We start from the raw sequence: 18,865 nt of genomic DNA on the forward strand, positions 1-18,865 counted from the left end.
AATCCACACTCCGAAAAAAGCGCATTGTCAAGTCTAGTTAAACAAAGAAAAATACATTATATTGTGCCGTTCAAAGCAATCACATACCGTATCTTGTGTTTTTTAATGGGGAGACTGAACAATGAATGCAGCAACGAATATTAAAGTAACCAAACGCGACGGACGCTTGGAAGATATCAATTTAGACAAAATCCACCGCGTTGTTACTTGGGCGGCGGAAGGCTTACAAAACGTCTCCGTATCGCAAGTCGAGCTCAAATCACATATTCAGTTTTACAACGGTATCCGTACCGACGATATCCATGAGACCATCATCAAGGCCGCGGCCGACCTGATCTCACAAGATACGCCCGATTATCAATATTTGGCCGCCCGCCTCGCCATTTTCCATCTGCGCAAAATCGCTTATGGCGAATTCGAACCGCCTCACCTCTACGATCACGTTAAAAAACTGACCGAAGCTGGCAAATACGACCGCCACATCATCGCAGATTACAGCCGCGAAGAATTCGACGAGCTGAATGCCTATATCGACCACAGCCGCGATATGACCTTCTCTTATGCTGCCGTAAAACAGCTGGAAGGCAAATATCTGGTTCAAAACCGCGTTACCCGCCAAATTTATGAAACGCCGCAGTTCTTATACATTTTGGTGGCCATGTGTCTCTTCAGCAAATATCCGAAAGAGACCCGTTTGGATTACGTCAAACGCTTTTACGATGCCGTTTCTACATTCAAAGTATCGCTGCCTACACCTATCATGAGCGGCGTGCGTACGCCTACCCGTCAATTCTCAAGCTGCGTATTGATTGAATGTGACGACAGCCTCGACTCCATCAATGCTACCACCAGCGCAATTGTGAAATACGTTTCCCAACGCGCAGGCATCGGCATCAACGCCGGCCGTATCCGTGGCTTGGGCAGTGAAATCCGCGGTGGCGAAGCACAACACACCGGCTGTATCCCATTCTTCAAAATGTTCCAAGCGGCGGTTAAGTCCTGCTCGCAAGGTGGCGTACGCGGCGGCGCGGCAACCTTGTTCTACCCATTGTGGCACATTGAAGCCGAAAGCCTGTTGGTATTGAAAAACAACCGCGGCGTAGAAGACAACCGTATCCGCCAACTGGACTACGGCGTACAAATCAACCGCCTGCTGTACACCCGCTTGATTAAAGGCGGCAACATTACCCTGTTCTCGCCGAATGAAGTTCCGGGTTTGTATGATGCCTTCTTCGCCGACCAAGACGAGTTTGAACGCCTCTACACTCAATACGAGCAAGATCCAAACATCCGCAAACGCACTTTGCCGGCAACAGAATTGTTCTCCACCCTGATGCAGGAGCGCGCCGGTACCGGTCGTATCTACATCCAAAACGTTGACCACTGCAACACGCACAGTCCGTTTGATCCGCGCGTTGCGCCTGTTCATCAGTCCAACTTGTGCATGGAAATCGCCCTGCCGACCAAACCGCTGGACAACATCAACGACGCTGAAGGCGAAATTGCCTTGTGTACCCTGTCCGCTTTCAACTTGGGCGCATTGAACAACTTGGACGAACTGGAAGAGCTTGCCGATTTGACCGTACGTGCACTTGATGCCCTGTTGGATTATCAAGACTATCCGGTTGCAGCCGCTCGCACCGCAACCATGAACCGCCGCACACTCGGTATCGGCGTCATCAACTACGCCTACTATCTGGCGAAAAACGGCGTACGTTACAGCGACGACTCAGCCCTCGGCCTGACCCACCGCACCTTTGAAGCCATGCAGTATTACCTGCTCAAAGCATCGGTAAACCTTGCCAAAGAATACGGCGCATGCCCGCTGTTCAATCAAACCGTTTATTCGCAAGGCAAACTGCCTATCGACACCTACAAAAAAGACTTGGATGCCGTGTGCAACGAGCCTTTGCACTACGACTGGGAAAGCCTGCGCGCCGACATCGTCAAATACGGTCTGCGCAACTCAACCCTGACCGCACTCATGCCGTCTGAAACCAGCTCGCAAATTGCCAACGCCACCAACGGCATCGAGCCCCCACGTGGCCTGGTCAGCGTTAAAGCATCAAAAGACGGTATTTTGAAACAAGTCGTACCGGAATTTGAAACCCTGAAAGATGCCTACGAAACCCTGTGGCAGCTTCCCGGCAACGAAGGCTACCTGAAACTCGTCGGCGTAATGCAAAAATTCGTCGATCAATCGATTTCCGCCAATACCGCCTACGACCCGAACAAATTTGAAGGCAGCAAAGTTTCCATGAAACAAATGCTCAAAGACCTGCTGACCGCCTATAAATACGGCGTCAAAACCCTGTACTACCATAACACCCGCGACGGAGCGGACGATACGCAGGCCGATATTCAAGATGACAGCTGCGCGGGCGGGGCTTGTAAGATTTGATAAGGGGGATTTTCAGACGACTTTTAGCGTTTAAAAGGTCGTCTGAAAAATATTGAGAGAATAATGCTAAAGGGAAAAATGATGTTTTATCATGTATTAGTAGAAACCAATGAAAAAGATAAAAATGGCAATAATAGACAATATCATCAGCTTGATATAGATGATAAAGAAAAAGTATTGGAGAAGTTTGCAGTTCGGCATCTAAAAGGGCAACCATTAAGAGTATATGGTTATTTGATAGATAATGCTTGTCGATTTGTTGTAACGCAATCTGAATTAAACACTGAAACAATTAGAAAAGTTAAACAAGATGAGTTGGATAGAAAACAGAAAAGTCTCCGCGTATATTCTTCCTTTAGATATTCAAGAGAAATAGTATCAAGAGACGAACAATATACAAAAGATATAACTGATGAAATTTTGGAAGAAGCTCAAAACTCATTGGATACTGCTGTTTCGGAATTAAAAAAAGAGATACCCATTTATTCCAATCATAAAGTTTTCATTGTTCATGGTCGGGATACTCTTCTCCGCACGCAAGTAGAGAATGTACTAAGAGCATTAGGGCTAGAACCGATTATTTTGCAAGAGCAAGCCAATAATGGAAAAACAATTATTGAAAAAATTGAAGAATGTACAGATGTAGGTTTTGGTATTGTTCTTTATACGCCATGCGACGAAGGTCGTCTGAAGTCAGAAGAGGGAAAGCTTAAACCCCGCGCCAGACAAAATGTAGTGCTTGAACATGGCTATTTGATGGCTAAGTTAGGGAGAGAAAGAGTTTGTTGCTTAGTCAGTGATGATGTTGAATTTCCATCAGATATTCAAGGTGTAGGTTATATACCAGCAAATGATATTGACCAATGGAAATACAAAATTGCCAAAGAGTTAAAAGCGGCAGGATTCGATATTGATATGAATAAACTTTGAAATAATAGCCCTAGATCTATGCTAGTTTTTTAGACGATCCTTGATTAATCTAAAAGGTCGTCTGAAATCCAAATTCCTAAATTTAAATAAACCTGAGAAAAACCCATGTCCTGCGAACACCTAGTCATGTCATACAGCACCTTTTCCAAAACCAAAAACGATGCGCTGAAAGAGCCGATGTTTTTTGGTCAGCCGGTAAATGTCGCCCGTTATGACCAGCAGAAATACGAAGTATTTGAAAAACTGATTGAAAAACAATTGTCTTTCTTCTGGCGTCCCGAAGAAATCGACGTGTCGCGCGACCGTATCGACTACGCCAATCTGCCCGAACACGAAAAACATATTTTCATCAGCAATCTGAAATACCAAACCCTGCTCGATTCGATCCAAGGCCGCAGCCCGAACGTTGCTTTCTTGCCTTTGGTGTCGATTCCCGAGCTGGAAACTTGGATTGAAACGTGGAGCTTCAGCGAAACCATCCACTCGCGCAGCTACACTCATATCATCCGCAATATCGTGAATGAACCGTCAGTCGTGTTCGATGATATTGTGCAAAACAAATACATCATCGCCCGTGCTGAAGACATTGCCTGCTATTACGATGATTTGATTGAATACACTCAATATTACAATCTGTTGGGCGAAGGCACGCACAATATCGGCGGCAAGCTCGTGACCGTGTCTTTGCGTGAGTTGAAGAAAAAACTCTATCTCTGCCTGATGTGCGTCAACGTATTGGAAGCCATCCGCTTCTACGTTTCATTCGCCTGCTCGTTCGCCTTTGCCGAACGCGAGTTGATGGAAGGCAACGCCAAAATCATCAAGCTGATTGCCCGTGACGAAGCCCTGCACCTGACCAGCACCCAGCATATGCTCAACCTGATGCGTGCCGGTGCCGATGATCCTGAAATGGCGGAAATCGCGAATGAATTGCAGGACGAATGTTTCAAACTCTTCAAAAAAGCGGCCGAGCAGGAAAAAGAATGGGCGGCCTATCTGTTTAAAGACGGCTCAATGATTGGCCTGAACAAGGAAATTCTGGCTCAATACGTTGAATACATTACCAATCTGCGTATGCAGGCGGTTGGCCTTCCTGCCGGATTTGAAGGTGCAACCCAAAATCCGATTCCTTGGATTAACGCGTGGCTGTCTTCTGACAATGTACAGGTTGCGCCGCAGGAAGTAGAAATTTCCTCTTACCTGATTGGTCAGATTGATTCGGAAGTTAATGCCGACGATTTGGGCGATTTCGAGCTGTAAACCGCGTTTCAGACGGCCTTTGGGCGTAACCGGCCGTCTGAAAATCTCTTTTCAATCCTCAAGGTATAACCAAAAATGAAGATTTATGGCGACATTGCGGTAAAAGCAGCTGAATCATATTCTAAATATGAAGATATGGAACAAGCTTGGACAGAGATTGCGGCATCATTTCCCATCAAGGAGTCAATTAGAAAAAAAGGATGCCCAAAGAATGTATTTTTGGGATTGTGTCGTGCGGGGTTGGTTAAAGGAATCAACCCGGAAAAAGTCAAAACCAAACATTCCAAAAACGGAGAATATGCCGTTGTAGCGGTCAGCCTTTTAAAAAATGATCCCGAATGGGCAAATCAGAAAAAATCCGTTTTCTGGCGCGAAATTGTGGGTAATGAAAAAAAATATAACAGCCAGCTTCATGTCGTTTTGGCCTTGTGGGAAAAAGGCTTGATTATTTGAATTTATATATTTAAGGCCGTCTGAAACATTGTTCAGACGGCCTCTATGCCCTAAAACACACATGGCACTCATTAGCACACACGACAAAACCTTCCAACTCCAACAAGGCGAAACCTTATTGGAGGGCTTGGAGCGCACCGGACACGAGGTTGAATACCAATGTCGCAGCGGTTATTGCGGTTCATGCCGGGTTAAAATCTTGGATGGGAAAGTCTCTTATGATAATTTTCCACTCGCTTTTGTCGCGCCCGGAGAAATTTTGCCGTGCTGCTGCCGGGTTACTGAAGACATCAAGCTCGATTGTCGGGAGCGCATCAAAGAGCCGGACTTATTTGATGTCGATTTATTTGAAGACAAATAAAAATGCCGTCTGAACATTGTGGCTGAAATCCTTGATTTCATGTCCACCGTTCAGACGGCATTTTGTATGGTTAAGCTTATTTACGCTCGCCAATCGGCAAAACAGTACGGCCGAAAGATTCGTTGATGACTTCCGCGGCGGCCAAGTAGAACGCACCAAGTGCAGTTACCAAGCCTAAGCAACCGCCGATATGGACGATGCTATGATTTTCCATGCCGTCGCCAATACCTAAAGCAAAGAAAGTCAGCGTCAAGCAAAAGAAAATACCGCTCAATACTTTAGGCTTGGTCAAGGTGGCCACAAACATCATCAGCGAAAACATACCCCATGCGCAGAGATACCAACCGATAAATGCCGGAGCTGTTTCACCTTTGAAAAAGATGGTAAACAAAGCCCATGTCCACCAGAAGGCGCCATAGCTGATAAAAGCGGTAAAGCCAAACGTATTGCCTTTCTTGAACTCAAACATACCGGCAATAACTTGGGCGATACCACCAAAGGCGAGAGCCATGCCCAAAACTAAGCCGACACCCTCTTGAGCAGTAAAAAAGCCGCCGTTAATCAGACTGAGCAACCAAGTTGTCAATGCAAAGCCACACAGGCCTACTGGACCTGGATTCGCCAGGTTTTCTTTAGTAGTAGTCATTTTATTTCTCCTCTAGTTATTAAAATAGGAAGCCTATTGTTACCTATTTTATTTAGAATTGAAAGAAAAAAATGATAAAAAATCAGTCCATCTGAAAAATATTTTTCAAATGGACTTAAATGTTAATAACTAAATTATCCTAAAATGGCCAAGATTTTCCTCAATTCATTGGCATCAATTTGACCGGGAGCTGACGTTTTTCCTGCTGCACCAAAGGTTACGACCGAGCCGAAAGCCGAGCCGGCCAGACGACTGATTGCACCGATTTTATTCATAGACATAGTAATAATCGGGCAGTTTATACTTTGTGAAACTTCATACGTTGCCTGCAATAAAGTCAATACATCTTGCGGCGATTGCGGCATCACGGCAATTTTGCAGATATCCGCGCCCCACCCGGCCATTGTTTTCAGACGACCTGTAATGTCTGCCAAAGACGGCGTGGCTTGGAAATCGTGATTACAAAGTAAGGCGGCAGTTTGATACTCATGCGCCAAAGCTATGGTTTGTTTTACGCCGCTTTCCTCGGTAAAAAGCTCGATGTCGATAATATCGGCTTGTTTGGAACGGATGATTTTTTCCAATAATTCAAAATAATAGTCGTCAGAACAAGGCGTATTGCCACCCTCTTGCGCCCTTCTAAACGTAAACAGCAAGGGCTTGTCAGGAAAAGCCTGTCGGACAATGCCTAATTGCTCGGCAATAAAATCAGCATCAAGCGCAGTTTGGAAAAAATCCGCACGAAATTCAATAATGTCAAAAGCCGTCTCTTTCAATACGCGCAAAGCCTGCTCCAATTCCTGCGTATTGGCGGCCACCAGCGGCACGGCAATTTTAGGCAGGCCTTTGCCGATCTCGATATTTTTGATGATGACAGGTTTCATATTGTTCCTTTTTGCTGTTCAAACCAATCAGTGCAGATGCTCGTAAATGGTTTCCGCCAATGCTTTGCTGATGCCTTCCACTTTTTCCAAGTCCTCGCGGCTGGCGGCAATCACGCCGCGCAGACCGCCGAATCGGGTGAGCAATGCTTGGCGGCGTTTGCTGCCGATACCGGGGATTTCGCTCAGTGAGGAAGTAACGCGTGCTTTGTCACGTTTTTTGCGGTGGCCTGTGATGGCAAAGCGGTGCGACTCATCGCGTACGGTTTGCAATAAATGCAAAGCCGGGCTATTGGGTGGCAGGCGGAAGACTTCGCCGGTAAATGGCAGTATGAGTTCTTCCATACCGGCTTTGCGCTCGGGGCCTTTGGCGATACCAACTAAAGGAATGTGCAGCCCGAGTTCTTCCCATACCGATACGGCTACGCTGATTTGCCCTTTGCCGCCGTCAATCAACACGACATCCGGCCATTTGACGCTTTCACCGTTGGCTTCGGCTTCCTGCATTTTGCCGTAACGACGCGTCAGGACTTCGCGCATGGCGGCGTAGTCATCGCCGGGCTTGGCGGTTGTGATGTTGTAGCGGCGGTATTGCGAAGGCTGGATGTTTTGCTCATCGTACACAACGCAGGACGCAATAGTAGCCTCGCCTTGTGTGTGGCTGATATCGAAACATTCAAGGCGGTTGAGGCCGTCTGAATCCATGCCGAGGATTTTTGCCAGTTCATCAATACGGTGTTGCTGGCTGCTTTGTTGCAGGCGGCGTTGGGCAATCGCCATTTGTGCGTTTTGTTCCGCCATTTTCAGCCAGACTTTGCGTTCGCCTATGGTTTTGGTCACGAACTGCATTTGTTTGCCGTGTTCGCCCTCTAAGGCTTCTTTCAATGCGTCGGGGACGAGGAAGTTGCTGATGATGATGTCGGGTTTGCTTTTGCCCAGATAGTGTTGGGCGACGAAGGCTTCGGCGTAGTCTTGTCCGTTTGGTTCGGGGTCGTTTTTGGTGTCGGGGAAGAAGCTTTTGTCGCCGACGTGCCGCCCGCCGCGTATGCTGACCCAGTGTACGCAGACAAGGCCGTCTGAAACGGCAAGCGCAAGCAAATCGATATCGTTTGGATTGTTCGGATTTTTACTGTCGATAAACTGATTACTCTGCATGATGCCGAGCGCTTGGATTTGATCGCGGTAACGGGCTGCTTCCTCAAATTGCAGATTGACGGCGGCGGTTTGCATTTTATGTTGCAAGGTACGCGTCAGTTCGTCGGTTTTGCCATTGAGAAAAGTCGCTGCTTCACGCACGCTGTCGCGATAATCTTCTTCGCTGATATGACCGACACAAGGCGCGGTGCAGCGTTTGATTTGGTAAAGCAGACAAGGACGGTCACGGTGCTCGAATACGCTGTCTTCGCAGGTACGCAGCATAAAGACTTTTTGCAACACTTGAATGCTGTCACGCACGGCGTTGCTGTTCGGATACGGGCCGAAATATTGATTAGGCTTTTTCAGCGTGCCACGGTAATACGCCATTTGCGGATATTGATGGCCGCTGAGCATCAAATAAGGATAGCTTTTGTCATCGCGAAAAAGGATATTGTATTTCGGCGACAAGGCTTTGATGAAGTTGTTTTCGAGAATCAGCGCTTCGGCTTCGGAACGCGTGATGGTGGTTTCGATATGGTGAACCTGTTTTACCATCAATGCGATGCGCGGCGAATGGTCGTTTTTTTGGAAATAACTGGAAACACGCCGCTTGAGATTGACCGCTTTGCCGACATACAAAACATTGTTGTCTTCGTCAAAAAAACGGTACACGCCCGGCAGATTGGGCAGATTTTTCAGAAAAAGAGGTAAATCGAACGGTTCGGTTGCACTCACGGGATTTTCTTTTGGAATAAGCAGGCCGTCTGAAAACTTTTCAGACGGCCTTTTTCATTGACGTTTAAGATTCTTGAGACGGAGTATCTTCAGCTTCTACCACTTGGTTTTCAGCTGCATCGCTTTCTAAAGCAGCTTCATCTTCAGCCTCTTCAGCCACTCGTTCCAAGCTGACCAAGGTTTCGCCTTCGTCCAGATTAATCAGGCGGACACCTGCGGCAGCACGGCCGGTCTCGCGGATTTGCTCAACTTTGGTACGAATCAGGACGCCGCCGCTGGTAATCAGCATCAGGTCGTCGGTTTCGCTGACCAAAGTCGCGGCAACCAAATCGCCGTTGCGCTCGCCGGTATTGATGGCGATATTGCCTTGGCCGCCTTTGTTTTTACGGCTGTAATCGGCAATCGGGGTGCGTTTGCCATAGCCGTTGGCGGTTGCGGTTAATACTTGCAAATCGCTTTGCTCGGCTTCAGGGGCGAAGGTAATCAGGCTGACAATCTTGCCATCGGCCGGCAGGCGCATACCGCGCAAACCGCCACTACCGCGACCGGACGGACGGACACCGTGTTTGCCGCTTGGCAATGCGTTTTCGGCATTTTCATCATCCAGGCCGTCTGAATCTTCGTTTTCGATTTCGATATCGGCATCTTCTGCTTCATCGTTACCGGATTTTTCCCAATATTCGTTAAAGCGGATGGCTTTGCCCAAGTTGGAGAACAACATAATGTCGTCCGCACCGCCGGTTTGCGCTGCGCCGACCAAGTAATCGCCTTCTTTAAGCGCAATGGCTTTGATACCTTGGCTGCGGACGTTTTTAAACGCAGAGAGCTGGACTTTTTTCACCATGCCTTGTGCAGTGGCGAAGAAAACATATTGGTCTTCCGGAAACTCGCGGACGGCCAAGATGGCGCTGACTTTTTCGCCTTCCTCCAATTGGATAACGTTATTAATCGGACGACCGCGACTGTTGCGGCCGCCTTCCGGCAGTTTGTACACTTTAATCCAATGGCACTTGCCCAAATTGGTGAAGCACATCAAATAATCATGCGTGTTGGCAACAAACAGGGTTTCGATGAAGTCTTCGTCTTTGGTTGCCGCTGCCTGTTTGCCGCGGCCGCCGCGACGCTGCGCCTGATAATCAGTAGTCGGCTGGGTTTTAATGTAGCCGCCATGAGTCAGGGTAACGACCATTTCGCGTTGCGGAATCAGGTCTTCATCGGCAATATCGCCGCCAAACGGATTAATTTCGCTGCGACGCTCATCACCGAAGTTGGCTTTGATGTCTGCCAATTCTTCGCGGATGATTTGGGTAACGCGTTCAGGTTTGGAAAGAATATCCACGAAATCAATGATTTTGCTCATCAGGTTTTTATATTCGCCGACAATTTCTTCCTGATCGAGACCGGTCAGGTTACGCAAGCTCATGCGCAAAATGGCATCGGCTTGCAATTCGCTCAGGTAATAGCCTTGGCTATGCAGGCCCAAATTCTCTGACAAGCCTTCAGGGCGCATCATGTGCAGATCCAAATCCGTACGGCTGAGCATGTCTTCAACCAAGCTGCTGCGCCATGGGCGGGACAGCAGTTTTTCTTTGGCTTCCGGCGCATTGGCAGATTCTTTGATCAGACGGATGATTTCGTCGATATTGGACAAGGCAACTGCTTTACCTTCGGCAATATGGCCTTCATGACGCGCTTTTTTCAGGCGGAATAAAGTACGACGGGTAACGACTTCGCGACGGTGGCGCAGGAATTCGGACAGGATTTGTTTCAGGTTCAGCAAGCGCGGCTGGCCGTCAACCAAGGCCACCATGTTGATACCGAAGCTGTCTTGCAGCTGGGTCAGTTTGTAGAGTTGGTTCAAAACGACTTCGGCATTTTCATTGCGTTTCAATTCGATCACGACACGCATACCGGATTTGTCGGATTCGTCACGCAGGTCGGATACGCCTTCCAACGTTTTTTCGCGTACCAACTCGCCGATTTTCTCAACCAGCTTGGCTTTGTTTACTTGATATGGGATTTCATCGATAACGATGGCTTCGCGTTCGCCGTTTTTACCGATAGGCTCGATATGGGTTTTACCGCGCATTACCACGCGGCCGCGACCGGTTTTATAGCCTTCGCGCACGCCGCTTAAGCCGTAAATAGTCGCACCTGTTGGGAAATCGGGCGCTTGGATAATGTTGATCAGCTCGTCGATTTCAGTTTCAGGCTCGTCCAACAAACGCAGGCAGGCATTGATGGTATCGCCCAAATTGTGTGGCGGAATATTGGTTGCCATACCGACGGCAATACCAGACGAACCATTGACTAACAGCGCAGGGAAACGGGTCGGCAATACCAGCGGCTCATGTTCGCTGCCGTCATAGTTGGGGCCGAAGTTGACGGTTTCTTCTTCAATATCCGCCAGCATTTCATGGGAAATTTTTTCCATGCGGATTTCAGTATAACGCATGGCTGCTGCTGCCAAGCCGTCGACAGAACCAAAGTTGCCCTGACCGTCGATCAACACATAACGCATGGAGAAGTCTTGCGCCATGCGGACGATGGTGTCGTAAACGGCTGTATCGCCGTGTGGGTGGTATTTACCGATAACGTCGCCGACGATACGCGCCGATTTTTTATAGGCGGAATTCCAGTTGTTTTTCAACTCGTGCATCGCGTACAACACGCGGCGGTGTACCGGTTTGAGACCGTCGCGGACATCCGGCAGGGCTCGCCCCACAATTACGCTCATGGCGTAATCGAGGTAGCTCTTGCGCATTTCGTCTTCAAGGCTGACAGGCAGGGTTTCAAGTGCAAATTTATGGTCGTTGCGGATGGTTGCGTCGGTCATGATTATCTGTAATTTCGTATGGCAAAAATCTTGTTGATTCTACCACAAAACAAGCAGTTTATGGCTTTTGCGTGAAGGCCGTCTGAAACATGATTTCAGACGGCCTTCATTATTTAATAAATTGAATTTAGTTGCAGCCAGAATCTTCGTTTGCAGCCTGCAAACTCAACTCTTTGCGTTTTTTAGCCCTTTCATAACGGCAGCGTTGGCGCGGAGTATTGATTTCCAAAGGCGGTACAGGAACCGGCTTACCATCTTCAACGGCAACCATGGTGAAGTAGCAGCTGTTGGTATGACGCACTTCGCCGGTGTGGATGTTTTGCGCCTCTACACGGATGCCGACTTCCATAGAAGTACGGCCGGTGTAGTTGATACTGGCGTAAAAGGTTACCAGTTCGCCGACATGAATGGGTTCTTTAAACAATACTTTATCAACAGACAGAGTAACGCAATAGGTACCGCTGTAACGGCAGGCGCAGGAATATGCCACTTGGTCAAGCAGGCGCAGAAGATCGCCACCGTGAACATTGCCGCTGAAGTTTGCCGTATAAGGCATCATCAGCTCGGACATGATCAGCTCATGGGAAGGTAGTTGGCGTTCCGGTTTCATAGTTTCTTCTCCTTTTGATATTTATTTTTTAATTGTCTGAAAAACTTCAGACTGCACGTGTGCCAAATCATTCTACCGTTTTTAATCGTTGAGTTTCAACCCATTGCCTTCCTGTTTACAGCCATTTTCTACGTGAGAAGAAAATCAGCAGTCCGATAATAATGCATAGCATCACACCCAAAACCATGAAATAGCCGTAATGCCAATGCAGCTCGGGCATATTGTCGAAGTTCATGCCGTAGATACCGGTGATGACGGTCAGCGGCATAAAGATGATGGTGATAACCGTCAACACGCGCATTTGCTGGTTCATGCGGTTGGATTGGAAGGAAAGATAAATGTCCATCATGCTCAACACCATATCACGCGAGGCATCAAGCGATTCGATAAGCTGCATATTGTGGTCGTATACGTCGCGCAGATAGACGGTCGATTCGCCTTTGAAAATAGCAAAATCGCCGCGCACGGCCAGTTGATAGAACACATCGCGCAATGGCAAAAGCGTGCGCCGCAGACGGACGGCATCACGCTTGAGGCGGTGAATCTTACTGAGAATATCGCTGTTTTCATTTTTAAACAGGGACTTGTCTATTACTTCGACACGGTTGTTGTACGATTCCAAAACGATGAAATAGTCGTCCACAATACGGTCAAGCAGGCAATAGGCAAGAAACGCTGTATTTTTGTTCAAAATATTGTGCGGATTTTCGTGCATCTGCCGGCGGAGATGGCTGAACAAGCCCAACGGTTTTTGTTGGAAAGACAACACAAAATCTTTGCCGATAATCACATACACTTGGTCAGAATGGAGCTTGCCTGTGGAGGTATAGTGGTAAACCTGTGCGGCAGTAAAAACATAGCTGCCGTAGTCTTCGATTTTCGGACGTTGCTTGCGGCTAAGAATATCCTCAATAACCAGCTCATGGATACCATAAGGCTCAAGCGCGTGTTTAAGCAAGGCAACATCATTGATGCCGACAAAATGCAGCCAGTTGATTTGACCTTCTTGCGGATGGACAATATCGGGCAAGTTTTTTCCAGCAAGATAATCATGCTGAACAAAGGTATCGGCGGAATACAAGGTTTGATGAATAGCAGAGCGCGGCGCATTGTCGGTATTGCTGCGCTGCATGGCTTGGTCTTGCAGAGTGTCGGTTTTTTCAACTGGATTGGCTGGTTTGCTCATAAAAATAAATCATGTTTTTTAGTTAGAATGAATTGTACAGACAGAAAAGGCCGTCTGAAAACTGATTTTCAGACGGCCTGACAATATCGATCAACGCTTTATTAGGCTTTAGAGGCTTTAGGCGTAGTTTTCTCCAGCTCCAATGCAGCGGCAAGCAAGGACAGGCGCGCCATTACGCCGTAAACATAGAGGCGGTTGTGTTCGTTGTCGACGTCGCAGTCTTTTTCAGAGCGCGGCATACCGAGTGAATCCCATTGTTCAAATACGCGTTTGCAGGCTTCGGGGGCTTCTTGAGAATTGTCACCGCTGCCGGTGGGGATGCTGTTGGATAGCGGAACAAACACCATACCGCCGGCGTTGAGGTTTTCGTCTGCACCACGGCCTTCGTGTACACGGAAGAAGCCGCCGATAACGAAACGGTCCATCATATAAACGACAGGTTCGCACACGGCGCCATTCATGGTTTCGTAGGTATAAATACCTTCTTGGACAATGACTTCGCTGACTTCCAAACCTTCTTTGACTTTTGCCATTTTGTTGCGGTTTTTACGGTTCAATCCGCGCACTTCATCCGCAGATTTAACGCTCATTACGCCCATACCGTAAGTACCTGCATCGGCTTTCACAATAACGAAAGGCTGGTCGGTAATACCCAATTCGTCGTATTTGGCTTGAGTTTTCGCCAATACGCGCTCTACTGCGCCTGCCAACGCATCCTCGCCTTCACGCTCTTGGAAATCCAAACCACTGATTTTTTCAAAATAAGGATTGATTTGCCATTCGTCAATGTCAATCAACTTGGCAAAGTCAGCAGCAACTTGGTTGTATGCGCCGAAGTGTTCGGTTTTACGGCGAGTCGTCCAGCCGCCGTGCAATGGAGGCAAAACGGTTTGGCTGATATTTTTAAGGATTTCAGGGATGCCCGCAGACAAGTCGTTGTTCAACAGGACAACGCAAGGCGAGAAACCGTCTGCAAGATGTACACGCTCGCGGGTGCGCAATAAAGGCTCAAGCAAAATTTTATCGCCCAACGCGGTTTCAAACTCAGTTGGCTCAGTCACTTCAGGATTCAGGCTGCCCAAGCGCACTTCATATCCTGCCGAACGCAAAATCTCGCTGAGGGCGTAAACGTTTTGCAGATAGAATGTGTTGCGTGTGTGGTTTTCAGGAATAATCAATACGGATTTTGCCGTCTCACAGGCACGCTGTACCGCATCTTGTGCGGCAACCGCCGCCAGCGGGATAAAGTTGGGATTCAAATTATTGAAGCCGCCCGGAAACAGGTTCATATCGATAGATGAAATTTTGTAACCGGCATTACGGATGTCAACCGAACCATAAAATGGCGGACGGTGTTCGTTCCATTGCGAACGGAACCATGCTTCGATTTTGGCGTGGTTGCACAAGATTTTCGCTTCAAACGCCTGAAGTTGCGACAGATGTTCGGCAGCCATTACCGGTAATTTCATTCTCTATACCTCTTTGTTAAGTGTGGATATTAAGTGAGAATGATAGAACTTTTTAGTGCATTTCGACAAGTATTCTTTCAGATAAGATGCATCTTTTTGTCAACAATTCTACAATTTGTCTAATTTTTAATAAGGATTTTTGAAACTTTGCAACAAATTTTAAAAATTGGACAAATTTCTATTGCACAGCCCCTATAAAAAGCCTAAAATCCGCCCATAAACGCAAACCATCATTCATACCTAACAATAGCAAAGAATACTCATCATGAGCGCACAAACCCTTTACGATAAACTTTGGAACAGCCACGTCGTCCGCGAAGAAGAAGATGGTACTGTCCTGCTTTACATCGACCGCCACCTGGTTCATGAAGTAACCAGCCCGCAAGCATTTGAAGGCTTGAAAATGGCCGGCCGCAAACTCTGGCGTATCGACAGCGTGGTCTCCACAGCCGACCACAACACCCCGACCGGCGACTGGGACAAAGGTATCCAAGATCCGATTTCCAAACTGCAAGTCGATACTTTGGACAAAAACATTAAAGAGTTTGGCGCACTCGCCTACTTCCCGTTTATGGATAAAGGCCAAGGCATCGTGCACGTTATGGGCCCGGAACAAGGTGCTACCCTGCCCGGCATGACCGTTGTCTGCGGCGACTCGCACACCTCTACCCACGGCGCATTCGGCGCATTGGCTCACGGTATCGGCACTTCCGAAGTCGAGCACACCATGGCGACCCAGTGCATTACCGCGAAAAAATCCAAATCCATGCTGATTGCCGTTGAAGGCCGTCTGAAACCCGGCGTTACTGCCAAAGACGTGGCACTTTATATCATCGGCCAAATCGGTACGGCAGGCGGTACAGGCTACGCCATTGAATTTGGCGGCGAAGCCATCCGCAGCCTTTCTATGGAAGGCCGCATGACCCTGTGCAATATGGCGATCGAAGCCGGTGCACGTTCAGGCATGGTTGCCGTCGACCAAACCACCATTGACTATGTAAAAGGCAAACCTTTTGCACCTAAAGGCGAAGCATGGGACAAAGCCGTTGAGTACTGGCGTACGCTGGTGTCTGACGAAGGCGCCGTATTCGATAAAGAATACCACTTCAAAGCCGAAGACATCGAGCCTCAAGTAACTTGGGGTACCTCACCTGAAATGGTTTTGGACATCAACGGCAAAGTGCCTAATCCTGCCGAAGAAACCGATCCGGTCAAACGCAGCGGCATGGAACGCGCCCTCGAATACATGGGCTTGGAAGCCGGTACGCCATTAAACGAAATCCCTGTCGATATCGTCTTTATCGGCTCTTGCACCAACAGCCGTATCGAAGACTTGCGCGAAGCCGCCGCCATCGCCAAAGGCCGTAAAAAAGCGGACAATGTACAACGCGTATTGATTGTTCCCGGATCCGGTTTGGTTAAAGAACAGGCCGAAAAAGAAGGCTTGCATGAAGTATTTATCGAAGCCGGTTTTGAATGGCGCGAGCCGGGTTGCTCTATGTGCCTCGCCATGAATGCCGACCGCCTGACCTCGGGACAACGTTGCGCCTCTACTTCCAACCGGAACTTTGAAGGCCGTCAAGGCAACGGCGGACGCACCCACCTCGTCAGCCCTGCCATGGCAGCCGCAGCCGCAGTGACCGGCCACTTTACCGATATCCGCACTATGGCTTAAAATATTTTCAGACGGCCTTTATTCATCAGGCCGACTGAAACAATACCTTGCTCAAACAAGTTTTCTTATTATATTGCGCAAAACGTCCGAAAACCTTCTTAATCATTGATAACTTGAAAGGAATCTAGTATGAAAAAACTGTTTGCATTGGCTGCCGCAGCCCTTATCCTGTCAGCTTGTTCCAGCACTTGGTCCGGCGCAAAAGACGATACCAGCCGCAATTGGGACAAAACCAAAGAAACCGCAGAACACGTTGCCGACAAAACTGGCGAAGCCGTTAAAAAAGGCGGCAATGCAGTAGGCCGCGGCATGAGCCATGTTGGAGAAAAAATCGAAGCCGCTACCGAATAATTCGGTAAATCAGGCCGTCTGAAGCTCCTAACTCCGTTTCAGACGGCCTGATACATTATTCATTATTAATTTTTCAGACATTTTCACGATTCCAAGCAAAGGAAGAAACAATGAGCAATCCATCAAGCTGGTTTGGTATTCACGCTCATGATTTGGATCGCGCCAAAGCCTTTTACGAATCCGTATTCGGCAAGCCTCTGCAAGACGTTGGCGGCAACGGATTCCGTTTCATCATTTTTCCAGCCGATTACACCCAACACGGTACGGCCGGTATGATTTGGCACGACAGCAATGCCCAGCCCGGCCACGGCGGTACAACCATTTTCTTTAATTGCCCGGATTGTGCCGAAACAGCAGAAAAAGCCGTTGCTGCAGGCGGCAAACTGTTACAAGAGAAATTCCGCATTGCCAATGGCTTTGCAGCATTTATCGAAGACACAGAAGGCAACCGAATCGGTTTGCACAGCACACGCTAACCCGAATAGCCATAAAATTTCCCATTATTACTATAAGAACCTGACATGAAAGCCTTTACCAAAATTACCGCCATCGTTGCCCCGCTCGACCGCAGCAACGTCGATACCGATGCCATCATCCCCAAACAATTTTTGAAATCAATCAAACGCAGCGGCTTCGGCCCCAATGCCTTTGATGAATGGCGTTACCTCGACCACGGCGAACCTGGCATGGACAACAGCAAACGCCCGTTAAATCCGGATTTCTCCCTGAACCAACCACGCTATCAAGGCGCACAAATCCTGTTGACGCGTAAAAACTTCGGTTGTGGCTCTTCACGCGAACACGCCCCTTGGGCATTGGACGACTACGGCTTCCGCGCCGTCATCGCCCCCAGCTTCGCCGACATCTTCTTCAACAACTGCTACAAAAACGGCCTTTTGCCTATCGTTTTGACAGAAGAACAGGTTGACCAGCTTTTCAAAGAAGTTGAAGCCAACGAAGGTTATCAGCTCTCCATCGACCTTGCCGAGCAAACCCTGACCACCCCTAGCGGCGAAACATTCACATTCGACATTACCGAACACCGCAAACACTGCCTCTTAAACGGCTTGGACGAAATCGGCCTGACCCTGCAACATGCTGACGAAATTCACGCCTTTGAAGAAAAACGCCGCCAAAGCCAGCCTTGGCTGTTTAACGGTTGACATACAAAAGGCCGTCTGAAAAATTTAAGTGTTTCAGACGGCCTTTACTGAATGTTTTGGGATAGTCCATGAGATCATTCGACGAATTAATTCGAACCCAAGACCCTGCATGGTCATTGATTCAAGAGTGGCTTACAGAAGCGGTAAACAGCGTTGAAGTTCTGCCACGTACGCTTGAAAAGGCAAAGGAAGAACTTGTCAAAACCCAAGTAACGATACGTTCGTTTATGGGTGCTGTCGTTTATGAAACCGGCGGTATCCTTATCGATGACGGCTGGTTACGGATACTTGGTTCCGGCAGCGCGAAGCTACCTCGTGGTTTGGGAAGTTGGAATCTAGGCCGTACACAATCCGAGCCAGCAGGCCCTGCTCCCTATTATCTGTTTGCCGATGATGTTGCGGGAGGCTATTTTGCGATTAATGGCGGGGGATTAAATGGCAAAGTAGGTAATGTTTTCTACCTGCCACCGGATACCTTGGAATGGGAAGATTGCGGTAAAGGTTATGGCGACTTCTTAAATTGGGCATTGAACGGCGATTTACAGTTGTTTTACGAAAACCTGCGTTGGAAAAATTGGCGCGAAGAAATCCATGATTTGAATGGCGACAGCGTTTACACGTTCTTTCCGTTTTTATGGACTGAAGAAGGCAGCGATATAAACTAAGTCAGCCGCAAGCGTATTCCTATCGCTGAACATTATGCTTCCACTTTGAATCTGCAAAACACAACTCCATAAAAAGCCCTTTCAAACGGCCTTGTTGTCATAATCC

General features: G+C 48.1%; 17 protein-coding genes. 10 read left to right on the top strand and 7 right to left on the bottom strand.

All coding sequences use genetic code 11. The features are described from left to right. Nucleotides 1-121: 121 nt before the first annotated feature. From nrdA to yfaE, 5 genes are all read left to right on the top strand, one after another. On the top strand, nt 122-2,401 hold the full coding sequence (gene nrdA, locus ACTHS8_RS00140; protein WP_440372629.1) for a class 1a ribonucleoside-diphosphate reductase subunit alpha: 2,280 nt from the start codon (nt 122-124) through the stop codon (nt 2,399-2,401). A 78-nt stretch (nt 2,402-2,479) separates the two neighbouring features. After that, nucleotides 2,480-3,331: a TIR domain-containing protein gene (locus ACTHS8_RS00145; protein ID WP_234394537.1), complete on the top strand. Its 852-nt coding sequence runs from the start codon at nt 2,480-2,482 to the stop codon at nt 3,329-3,331. 126 nt (nt 3,332-3,457) lie between these two features. Next, on the top strand, nt 3,458-4,591 hold the full coding sequence (gene nrdB, locus ACTHS8_RS00150; RefSeq protein WP_440372630.1) for a class Ia ribonucleoside-diphosphate reductase subunit beta: 1,134 nt from the start codon (nt 3,458-3,460) through the stop codon (nt 4,589-4,591). A 75-nt stretch (nt 4,592-4,666) separates the two neighbouring features. Beyond that, nucleotides 4,667-5,044 (top strand): DUF6979 family protein, encoded by a 378-nt coding sequence (locus tag ACTHS8_RS00155; RefSeq protein ID WP_440372631.1) that lies wholly within the window; start codon nt 4,667-4,669, stop codon nt 5,042-5,044. 61 nt (nt 5,045-5,105) lie between these two features. Then, a complete protein-coding gene (gene yfaE / locus ACTHS8_RS00160) occupies nt 5,106-5,405 on the top strand; it encodes a class I ribonucleotide reductase maintenance protein YfaE (protein ID WP_003686421.1) in 300 nt (99 codons plus the stop codon). Between the two features lie 76 nt (nt 5,406-5,481). Here the strand turns inward: yfaE and ACTHS8_RS00165 are convergent, their stop codons facing one another. The 7 genes from ACTHS8_RS00165 to gshA form a co-directional block, all read right to left on the bottom strand. After that, the gene (locus ACTHS8_RS00165) at nt 5,482-6,051 is read right to left on the bottom strand and encodes an acetate uptake transporter (RefSeq protein WP_070644792.1); all 570 of its coding nucleotides are present in this window, start codon (nt 6,049-6,051) and stop codon (nt 5,482-5,484) included. Nucleotides 6,052-6,185: 134 nt separating this feature from the next. Further along, a complete protein-coding gene (aroD, locus tag ACTHS8_RS00170; RefSeq protein WP_440372632.1) occupies nt 6,186-6,935 on the bottom strand; it encodes a type I 3-dehydroquinate dehydratase in 750 nt (249 codons plus the stop codon). Between the two features lie 27 nt (nt 6,936-6,962). After that, nucleotides 6,963-8,804: an excinuclease ABC subunit UvrC gene (gene uvrC / locus ACTHS8_RS00175; RefSeq protein ID WP_440372633.1), complete on the bottom strand. Its 1,842-nt coding sequence runs from the start codon at nt 8,802-8,804 to the stop codon at nt 6,963-6,965. A 64-nt stretch (nt 8,805-8,868) separates the two neighbouring features. Continuing rightward, on the bottom strand, nt 8,869-11,640 hold the full coding sequence (gene gyrA / locus ACTHS8_RS00180; protein WP_440372634.1) for a DNA gyrase subunit A: 2,772 nt from the start codon (nt 11,638-11,640) through the stop codon (nt 8,869-8,871). A 127-nt stretch (nt 11,641-11,767) separates the two neighbouring features. Beyond that, nucleotides 11,768-12,250, bottom strand: coding sequence for an acyl-CoA thioesterase (locus ACTHS8_RS00185; RefSeq protein WP_049331010.1), 483 nt, complete (start codon nt 12,248-12,250; stop codon nt 11,768-11,770). A 115-nt stretch (nt 12,251-12,365) separates the two neighbouring features. Continuing rightward, nucleotides 12,366-13,436, bottom strand: coding sequence for a magnesium/cobalt transporter CorA (corA, locus tag ACTHS8_RS00190; protein ID WP_440372635.1), 1,071 nt, complete (start codon nt 13,434-13,436; stop codon nt 12,366-12,368). A gap of 101 nt (nt 13,437-13,537) precedes the next feature. After that, a complete protein-coding gene (gshA, locus tag ACTHS8_RS00195) occupies nt 13,538-14,905 on the bottom strand; it encodes a glutamate--cysteine ligase (protein ID WP_440372636.1) in 1,368 nt (455 codons plus the stop codon). Between the two features lie 265 nt (nt 14,906-15,170). Here gshA and leuC point away from each other — a divergent pair, with 265 nt between their 5' ends. The 5 genes from leuC (at nt 15,171) to ACTHS8_RS00220 (ending at nt 18,759) form a co-directional block, all read left to right on the top strand. Continuing rightward, nucleotides 15,171-16,580 carry a 3-isopropylmalate dehydratase large subunit gene (gene leuC, locus ACTHS8_RS00200; RefSeq protein ID WP_440372637.1) on the top strand — a complete coding sequence of 470 codons (1,410 nt, stop codon included), beginning with the start codon at nt 15,171-15,173 and terminating at the stop codon, nt 16,578-16,580. Between the two features lie 129 nt (nt 16,581-16,709). Continuing rightward, nucleotides 16,710-16,931, top strand: coding sequence for a hypothetical protein (locus ACTHS8_RS00205; RefSeq protein ID WP_070644808.1), 222 nt, complete (start codon nt 16,710-16,712; stop codon nt 16,929-16,931). Nucleotides 16,932-17,041: 110 nt separating this feature from the next. Further along, a complete protein-coding gene (locus tag ACTHS8_RS00210) occupies nt 17,042-17,407 on the top strand; it encodes a VOC family protein (RefSeq protein ID WP_049331002.1) in 366 nt (121 codons plus the stop codon). A 45-nt stretch (nt 17,408-17,452) separates the two neighbouring features. After that, nucleotides 17,453-18,094, top strand: coding sequence for a 3-isopropylmalate dehydratase small subunit (leuD, locus tag ACTHS8_RS00215; RefSeq protein ID WP_003677355.1), 642 nt, complete (start codon nt 17,453-17,455; stop codon nt 18,092-18,094). A gap of 68 nt (nt 18,095-18,162) precedes the next feature. After that, nucleotides 18,163-18,759 (top strand): DUF2625 domain-containing protein, encoded by a 597-nt coding sequence (locus tag ACTHS8_RS00220; RefSeq protein ID WP_440372638.1) that lies wholly within the window; start codon nt 18,163-18,165, stop codon nt 18,757-18,759. The last annotated feature ends 106 nt before the right edge of the window (nt 18,760-18,865 follow it).

The organism is Neisseria sp. P0016.S008 (genome assembly GCF_051957775.1).
GTDB classification, from domain to species: Bacteria; Pseudomonadota; Gammaproteobacteria; order Burkholderiales; family Neisseriaceae; genus Neisseria; species Neisseria flavescens_B.

What these genes read in the sequence shown, in the direction of transcription:
- nrdB (WP_440372630.1), top strand. Translation starts at nt 3,458, where the DNA reads ATGTCATACAGCACCTTTTCCAAAACCAAAAACGATGCGCTGAAAGAG.
- gshA (WP_440372636.1), bottom strand. Translation starts at nt 14,905, where the DNA reads ATGAAATTACCGGTAATGGCTGCCGAACATCTGTCGCAACTTCAGGCG.
- ACTHS8_RS00210 (WP_049331002.1), top strand. Translation starts at nt 17,042, where the DNA reads ATGAGCAATCCATCAAGCTGGTTTGGTATTCACGCTCATGATTTGGAT.
- corA (WP_440372635.1), bottom strand. Translation starts at nt 13,436, where the DNA reads ATGAGCAAACCAGCCAATCCAGTTGAAAAAACCGACACTCTGCAAGAC.
- ACTHS8_RS00145 (WP_234394537.1), top strand. Translation starts at nt 2,480, where the DNA reads ATGATGTTTTATCATGTATTAGTAGAAACCAATGAAAAAGATAAAAAT.
- leuC (WP_440372637.1), top strand. Translation starts at nt 15,171, where the DNA reads ATGAGCGCACAAACCCTTTACGATAAACTTTGGAACAGCCACGTCGTC.
- leuD (WP_003677355.1), top strand. Translation starts at nt 17,453, where the DNA reads ATGAAAGCCTTTACCAAAATTACCGCCATCGTTGCCCCGCTCGACCGC.
- yfaE (WP_003686421.1), top strand. Translation starts at nt 5,106, where the DNA reads ATGGCACTCATTAGCACACACGACAAAACCTTCCAACTCCAACAAGGC.
- ACTHS8_RS00165 (WP_070644792.1), bottom strand. Translation starts at nt 6,051, where the DNA reads ATGACTACTACTAAAGAAAACCTGGCGAATCCAGGTCCAGTAGGCCTG.
- nrdA (WP_440372629.1), top strand. Translation starts at nt 122, where the DNA reads ATGAATGCAGCAACGAATATTAAAGTAACCAAACGCGACGGACGCTTG.
- aroD (WP_440372632.1), bottom strand. Translation starts at nt 6,935, where the DNA reads ATGAAACCTGTCATCATCAAAAATATCGAGATCGGCAAAGGCCTGCCT.
- ACTHS8_RS00205 (WP_070644808.1), top strand. Translation starts at nt 16,710, where the DNA reads ATGAAAAAACTGTTTGCATTGGCTGCCGCAGCCCTTATCCTGTCAGCT.
- gyrA (WP_440372634.1), bottom strand. Translation starts at nt 11,640, where the DNA reads ATGACCGACGCAACCATCCGCAACGACCATAAATTTGCACTTGAAACC.
- ACTHS8_RS00220 (WP_440372638.1), top strand. Translation starts at nt 18,163, where the DNA reads ATGAGATCATTCGACGAATTAATTCGAACCCAAGACCCTGCATGGTCA.
- ACTHS8_RS00155 (WP_440372631.1), top strand. Translation starts at nt 4,667, where the DNA reads ATGAAGATTTATGGCGACATTGCGGTAAAAGCAGCTGAATCATATTCT.
- ACTHS8_RS00185 (WP_049331010.1), bottom strand. Translation starts at nt 12,250, where the DNA reads ATGAAACCGGAACGCCAACTACCTTCCCATGAGCTGATCATGTCCGAG.